Below are 6,086 nucleotides of genomic sequence, written 5' to 3'. Positions count from 1 at the left end.
CTAATTTTATACATGAAAAAACCAGTCAGCAAATACTGACTGGTTAATATAAATTTTATTGTAAAAATTGTCAACCTATTTTAGGACGACTCATAAACTCTCCAGTTCTTCCTGAACGGTTTCCCATTCTTCCATTAAACCTTCAAGGTCTTTTTTCTTTTTCTCATAAGCCGAAAAAAACGAAGCATCAGCCATCAGTTTCTCATAATCGGTTTCCAGTCGCCTGTCATCCTTCTGAATATCACTTTCCAGACTTTGTATCTGCCCTTCAATTTTATTCAGTCTGTTTTGAAGGGTTTTATTCTTTTTCTGATCCTCGTAAGAAACCTGCTGTTTCACCTCCTTAGGAGCCTCTTTTACCACAACATCCTTTTTCTCCACCTCTCTCATATTCTGAAGGTTTCGCTGTTCCAGATAAAAGTTAATATCGCCCAGGTATTCTCTTATTTTCCTGTCTTTAAACTCATAAACGGTATTAGCCATTCCCTGAAGGAAGTCCCTGTCGTGAGAAACAAGCAGTAAAGTCCCCTCAAATTTCTTTAAAGCTGCCTTTAAAACGTTTTTAGACTTAATATCAAGGTGATTGGTAGGCTCATCCATAACAAGCACGTTAATAGGCTGTAAAAGCATTTTACAAAGCGCCAAACGGTTTCTTTCTCCTCCCGAAAGTACCTTTACCTTTTTCTCCACATCATCTCCCCTAAAAAGGAATGCACCAAGCATATCCCTAACCTTAGATCTATTAGTATCGGTTGCGGCATTCTCCATGGTTTCCAAAAGTGTAATCTCACCATCAAGATATTCAGCCTGATTTTGGGCAAAATACCCCAACTGAACGTTATGCCCCAGTTTTATATTACCGGTATAGTCAATTTCCTCAACAATAGCTTTTATCAGTGTAGATTTCCCCTGACCGTTTTGTCCCACAAAAGCAATTTTACTTCCACGCTCAATAAGCAGGTCAATATCGCTTAATATGGTTTTCTCTCCATATTTTTTAGTCACATTTTCGGCTTCAACTACAACCCTACCCGGAGTAACGGAAACAGGGAAGGAAATATTCATAACCGAATTATCATCCTCATCAACCTCAATACGGTCTATTTTGTCCAGTTTCTTGATAAGCGACTGCGCCATGGAAGCCTTAGAGGCTTTTGCCCTGAATTTTTCAATCAGTTTCTCCGTTTGCTCAATCTTCTTCTCCTGATTCTTTTGGGTAGCAAGCTGCTTTTCCCTTATCTCCTCCCTTAGAGTAAGGTATTGCGTATATGGTTTATTAAAGTCGTATATCTTACCAAGTGATATTTCGATAGTTCTGTTTGTTACATTATCAAGGAACATTTTATCGTGCGAAACGATAATTACAACTCCAGGATAGTTACGCAAAAACTGCTCTAACCAAATGATACTCTCAATATCAAGGTGGTTGGTAGGCTCATCCAGCAGCAACACATCATTATACTGAAGCAGAAGCTTTGCCAGCTCAATCCTCATTCGCCATCCGCCCGAAAAGGTATCGGTTAGCTTATCAAAATCCTCGCGCTTAAAACCAAGACCTAAAAGTATCTTCTCGGTATCACCCACATAATTATACCCTCCCAATATCTCGTAGTGGTGTGTGTGATCACTTAAATCTTCTATCAGCTTAGAATACGATTCACTTTCATAATCCGTTCTTGTGGTAAGCTGCTCATTGATTTCTTCAATCTTAGCCTCAGCTCTCTTAATCTCCTCAAAAGCCTGATATGCCTCTTCAAGCACGGTTCTTCCTCTCACAAAATCGATATCCTGGCGCAGAAAACCTATTTTAACCTCTTTCTCAGTAGCTATCACACCCGAATCTGGCGGTATATCGCCCGAAAGGATTTTTAGCATGGTAGACTTACCGGCACCGTTTTTACCAACAAGTCCTACCCTGTCTCCGGCACCCAGTCTAAAGGTTACTTCTTCAAATAAATAAGTTCCGCCAAAAGAAACCGATAAATTATGTATGTTAAGCATTATCTGTTTTTATTTAATTGTAAATTTGTGTGAAAACCAAATTTTTTGCAAATGTTAAAAAAAGGATCCAAACTATATAGCATTTTAACAGGAACATGTCCTCGTTGTCAGGAAGAAAGCATGTATATCGATAAAAATCCCTATAATTTGAGCAAGGTATATAAAATGCATGAGAATTGCAGCCACTGCGGACTGCATTATAAAATAGAGCCTTCCTTTTTTTACGGAGCGATGTATGTTAGCTATGCCGTTGGTGTTGCCTTTAGTGTTGCGACCTTTATAATTAGCTATGTATTTTTTAACAGCAGCCTTAAAACAGCCTTTATCGCTATAGTAACTACGCTTATAGCACTAATGCCTGTTAGCATGCGTGTATCAAGAAACATTTGGATCAATTTCTTTATTAGCTACGATAAAGACTGGAAAAACAACACTAGCGCTTAAAGCGAAGGAAACTCACTGTTTTATCTACAGGAATATCATTCTCAATAGAATCAAAAAGCAGTTTAGCCATAGGCGGTCCTAACATTACACCACGTGTACCCAGCCCGTTTAAAAGGTGTACTCTTTTATACAACTCATGGGTACCAACCAACGGTTTCCTGTCTTTAACAGTAGGACGTATACCTGCCAAATGTTCAAGAATTTCGTAGTCGCATGAAATTACCTCCTCTATTTTTTCTATAAGCTCTTGTTTGCCTGCTTCGGTAGGAACAGGTGTTTTATCATACCATTCGTAAGTAGCCCCAACCTTATAAATATCATTACCTACCGGGAGAATAAACACACTTGCATTTATCGCTACATCAAGCTTAAGATCAGGAGCTCTTATTACCAATAACTCGCCCTTAGTACCATCCAAAGGCAATCCTGTAAAGTATGGATTATCATGCAAACCAAAGCCCTCGGCAAAAACAATATGCTTTGCTTTTATCCCTTTATATTCTACACAATCAGCAGTAACGTTAAGTTGAGTATAATCAAACGTTTCCTTTATAAGCTGATGATTGTTTTCAAGATATTCCTGATAAGCATTTAGATAAACTCCGGTATCCAGATACCCGGTATGCAATACTTTTCCAAAGCCGTAAGGAGAATCTATACCGTTATACTTAGTATGAATTACCGAAGTAAACAAAAAAGGCGATAAAGCAGGCTTATCAGCCGCCTCAAACCAGTTATTTTGTTCTTCGGCCGAAACGAACTTTCTGCAAATAGGAATAGGAACATCAAACTTTACATCTATCCGATTCTCAATGGTACTGTAAAACGGCTTTATATATTCAATATGCTCTTTAGCATTAAGAGGCATACTAAAGCGTTTTAATATTACAGGATTATATAATCCGGCAGCTACATAACTGGAGTTTTGAGAAGCATCACTAATAACCGTAAATGATTTATCATTCAAAAAAGCTGTTTCAGCAAAACTTACACCTGCCAGCCCGGCGCCTACAATTATATAATCTTTCATGGTGTAAAAATAAAAAACTCTTACTTAAAAAAGTAAGAGTTTTTCATATTGTATATAAGACAACTACTTATTAGTAATTCCACATATCCTGCTCAAAGTTACGAATAACCTCTTTTAGGCGCTCAGCTTCAAGAAGCTGCATTTGTGAATTATCTTTTAAATAGTCCTCAATAAGTCTGTCACCATATTCGTTTTCAACTTTTATAATATTAGATGAAAAACGTCTTGAGTTTAACAGGTGATCAAAAGTAATTGGCATTGCAGAGTTTCTTGGATTGAATGCATCTTCTCTGTGCAGAATATCTCTTGCAGCAGGGAAGTAAACCCAGAAAAGTTGAATTGGTTCTGCATCAGCACCTATTCTCATTTTAGTAAGAGCATCAACAGCCATAGGACAAATACCCATCATTCTGTATTTTAACTCACCTTGTCTCTTATCAAAATACCAGTACCCTTCAATCATGTACTTAGTAACATCGCCAGCATTTACTTCAGATGTATCATAATGCTCTGCAGTTAAGATACCTTTAGCTTTCAGCTCGTCTTCAGAACTACCCATATACTGGTTCATCGTTTCAATACCGTAGCTATTTAACTCTTTGTGGCTAAACAACTGTTCGATATTTTCAGGAGTAATTTTATCCCTGAAATAAGAATCGCTATAAACCTCAGTTAATTCTCCGTCTTTAATTGCAGTCGTTAAAACATTGAATAGAGACTTTCTATTTTCGCCTAGGTTATCTTCAACCGGAAAATACAAAGGGAAATTAATTCTCTCATCAAGGTCAATCACCTCCCATACCCTTTTGAAGAACATGATATCCCTATCCCCAACATATCCATACGGAAGTGGGTTATCATTGTCCGCAGCCATCTCGGCTTCGGTCTTCTTTCCTATCTCATCCGGTGTTTTTGCGTTAAGAACGTTAGATTGAGCAAAAGCTGAACCAGCACCTAACATAAAAAGAGCCGCTAATAAAATTTTTCTACTATTCATATTTTAATTTTAAGCTGTAAAAGAAAAACGTTCTTTTGAAAATATTATTGTACTTCCCAAACAAGAGGACTAGAAGGTTTCACCTTGTAGCCTGGAGCACCTTGTACATCAACCTGAACTCTGTTGATTGTAATTTGATCTCCTCTTGTTGCTCTGGAAATAGCTTTTAATGCCTGAGCATTAAATCTGTTACCCTGACAAATGATAGCCGGATTACCAGGAACATAAACCTCAAAACTCTTAACAGTAGCTGTTACATCAAATACGAAGTCTTTAAACACCGCGTTGATTGTAGAGTTAGAAAGGTCATTTTTATTTCCTTTAGCTGAATCGGTTTTACCTCTTACAGAAGCCGATGGCTGAGGAATATCTCTTACGTTAAATGTTTTCTTGTCAACAACTTTAGAACCGTCAGGTAAAGTACCTGTTACGGTAACTACAGCTGTAGTTCCCTGTACTCCGTTAACACTCCAGTTGTACTGACCTGGCTTACTTCCTTTAGAAAGACCCTGAGCAGAAACAGACACGTTGTTATCAGAAATACCTGCAAAAGATATAGTCATAGGGTTTGAAACACCTCTATAAACAGAATTCATTTTATCAGCAGAGATTGTAGCTGAGTTCGGTCTTGGCACTACAACGTAGTTACCTTCGATTGGAATTTCAACCTCTTTACCATCCTCAAGGAATAGGAATTTACCTTTAATGTCGTGCTCTCCTGTACCTCCTGCAGAGATTTCAAAATTAGCCTGACCGTTTTTCATTTCAACTTTACCACCTTCAACGTTAACACCAGTTGGCACAGTTGATTCGTCATAACGACCAAGTACTACTCTACCTGTCACAGCCTCACCAGAGAAGAACGCTGATTTATCTGTAACAACGATAGCTTTATAATTCTTCATATTGTTAGCCTCAAGAGCAGCTTTACCAAGAGCGAAGTTGTAAACGTTAGCCTCAAGCACCTTAACGTTATTCTGCATTGCAGAAAGTTTTGTTAAAGAAGCAATTGCAGGGAAACCTTTATAGTGGTAATCAAGATACATCTTTTTAACACCTTCGTTATCCTTAACATCACTAATGTCGAATTTTTTATCAACATCACTAAGAATTCCTTTATATTTTACGTCGTTACCAACAGCAGCCTTAATATCAGACTTGTACTTATTGATAGTAGCAATGATTTCTTTACCCTTTTGAGAGTAACCATCACCACTAAACCAAAGTTCATCAATTTTATCACCTTTATCCATTGCTTCATAAGGAAGCTTGCCTTCCTCTTTTTCAATATCTTTGGTGATATCAGTTTTCAAAGACTCTATGTACGCATAAAAATCTGCTGATATTTTTTTAACTTTATCTGCTATTTTTTTAGCTTCACCAAACTGAGCTGGCGAATCACTAGCTTTCTGTTCGATTGCTTCATACATTAATTTGTTACTATCTGTAGTATCACTGTTTGAAGTCTCGAACTGCTCGTTCATCAAACCAAAAGCGGTAAGAACCTCTTTTGACATATTAAGAGCCATCATAGCGATGAAAACCAGATACATCAGGTTAATCATCTTCTGCCTAGGGGTTAATTTTCCTCCTGCCATTTCCTAATTAGTTTTT

General features: G+C 37.6%; 5 protein-coding genes. 1 reads left to right on the top strand and 4 read right to left on the bottom strand.

Annotated elements, in window-relative coordinates; genetic code table 11:
- Positions 1-90: 90 nt before the first annotated feature.
- A complete protein-coding gene (locus tag GN157_RS07365; protein ID WP_157482582.1) occupies positions 91-2,001 on the bottom strand; it encodes an ABC-F family ATP-binding cassette domain-containing protein in 1,911 nt (636 codons plus the stop codon).
- Between the two features lie 51 nt (positions 2,002-2,052).
- Between GN157_RS07365 and GN157_RS07360 the strand changes: the two genes are divergently transcribed.
- Positions 2,053-2,445, top strand: a complete 393-nt coding sequence (locus tag GN157_RS07360; protein WP_157482580.1) for a DUF983 domain-containing protein — start codon at positions 2,053-2,055, stop codon at positions 2,443-2,445.
- On the opposite strand, the gene GN157_RS07355 is transcribed toward GN157_RS07360, so the two are convergent.
- From GN157_RS07355 to porM, 3 genes are all read right to left on the bottom strand, one after another.
- Complete coding sequence (locus tag GN157_RS07355) at positions 2,435-3,475, bottom strand: NAD(P)/FAD-dependent oxidoreductase (RefSeq protein ID WP_157482578.1); 1,041 nt, start codon at positions 3,473-3,475, stop codon at positions 2,435-2,437. The genes GN157_RS07360 and GN157_RS07355 overlap by 11 nt on opposite strands.
- Positions 3,476-3,545: 70 nt before the next feature.
- Positions 3,546-4,472, bottom strand: coding sequence for a type IX secretion system ring subunit PorN/GldN (gene porN, locus GN157_RS07350; RefSeq protein WP_157482576.1), 927 nt, complete (start codon positions 4,470-4,472; stop codon positions 3,546-3,548).
- Positions 4,473-4,516: 44 nt separating this feature from the next.
- A complete protein-coding gene (gene porM / locus GN157_RS07345; RefSeq protein ID WP_157482574.1) occupies positions 4,517-6,070 on the bottom strand; it encodes a type IX secretion system motor protein PorM/GldM in 1,554 nt (517 codons plus the stop codon).
- Positions 6,071-6,086 lie beyond the last annotated feature (16 nt).

Source organism: Flavobacterium rakeshii (assembly GCF_009741375.1).
Classification (GTDB): Bacteria; Bacteroidota; Bacteroidia; order Flavobacteriales; family Flavobacteriaceae; genus Flavobacterium; species Flavobacterium rakeshii.
Note: the sequence above shows the minus strand (reverse complement) of the source record. Positions and strands in the feature narration are given on the sequence as shown.

What these genes read in the sequence shown, in the direction of transcription:
- GN157_RS07355 (WP_157482578.1), bottom strand. Translation starts at nt 3,475, where the DNA reads ATGAAAGATTATATAATTGTAGGCGCCGGGCTGGCAGGTGTAAGTTTT.
- porN (WP_157482576.1), bottom strand. Translation starts at nt 4,472, where the DNA reads ATGAATAGTAGAAAAATTTTATTAGCGGCTCTTTTTATGTTAGGTGCT.
- porM (WP_157482574.1), bottom strand. Translation starts at nt 6,070, where the DNA reads ATGGCAGGAGGAAAATTAACCCCTAGGCAGAAGATGATTAACCTGATG.
- GN157_RS07365 (WP_157482582.1), bottom strand. Translation starts at nt 2,001, where the DNA reads ATGCTTAACATACATAATTTATCGGTTTCTTTTGGCGGAACTTATTTA.
- GN157_RS07360 (WP_157482580.1), top strand. Translation starts at nt 2,053, where the DNA reads ATGTTAAAAAAAGGATCCAAACTATATAGCATTTTAACAGGAACATGT.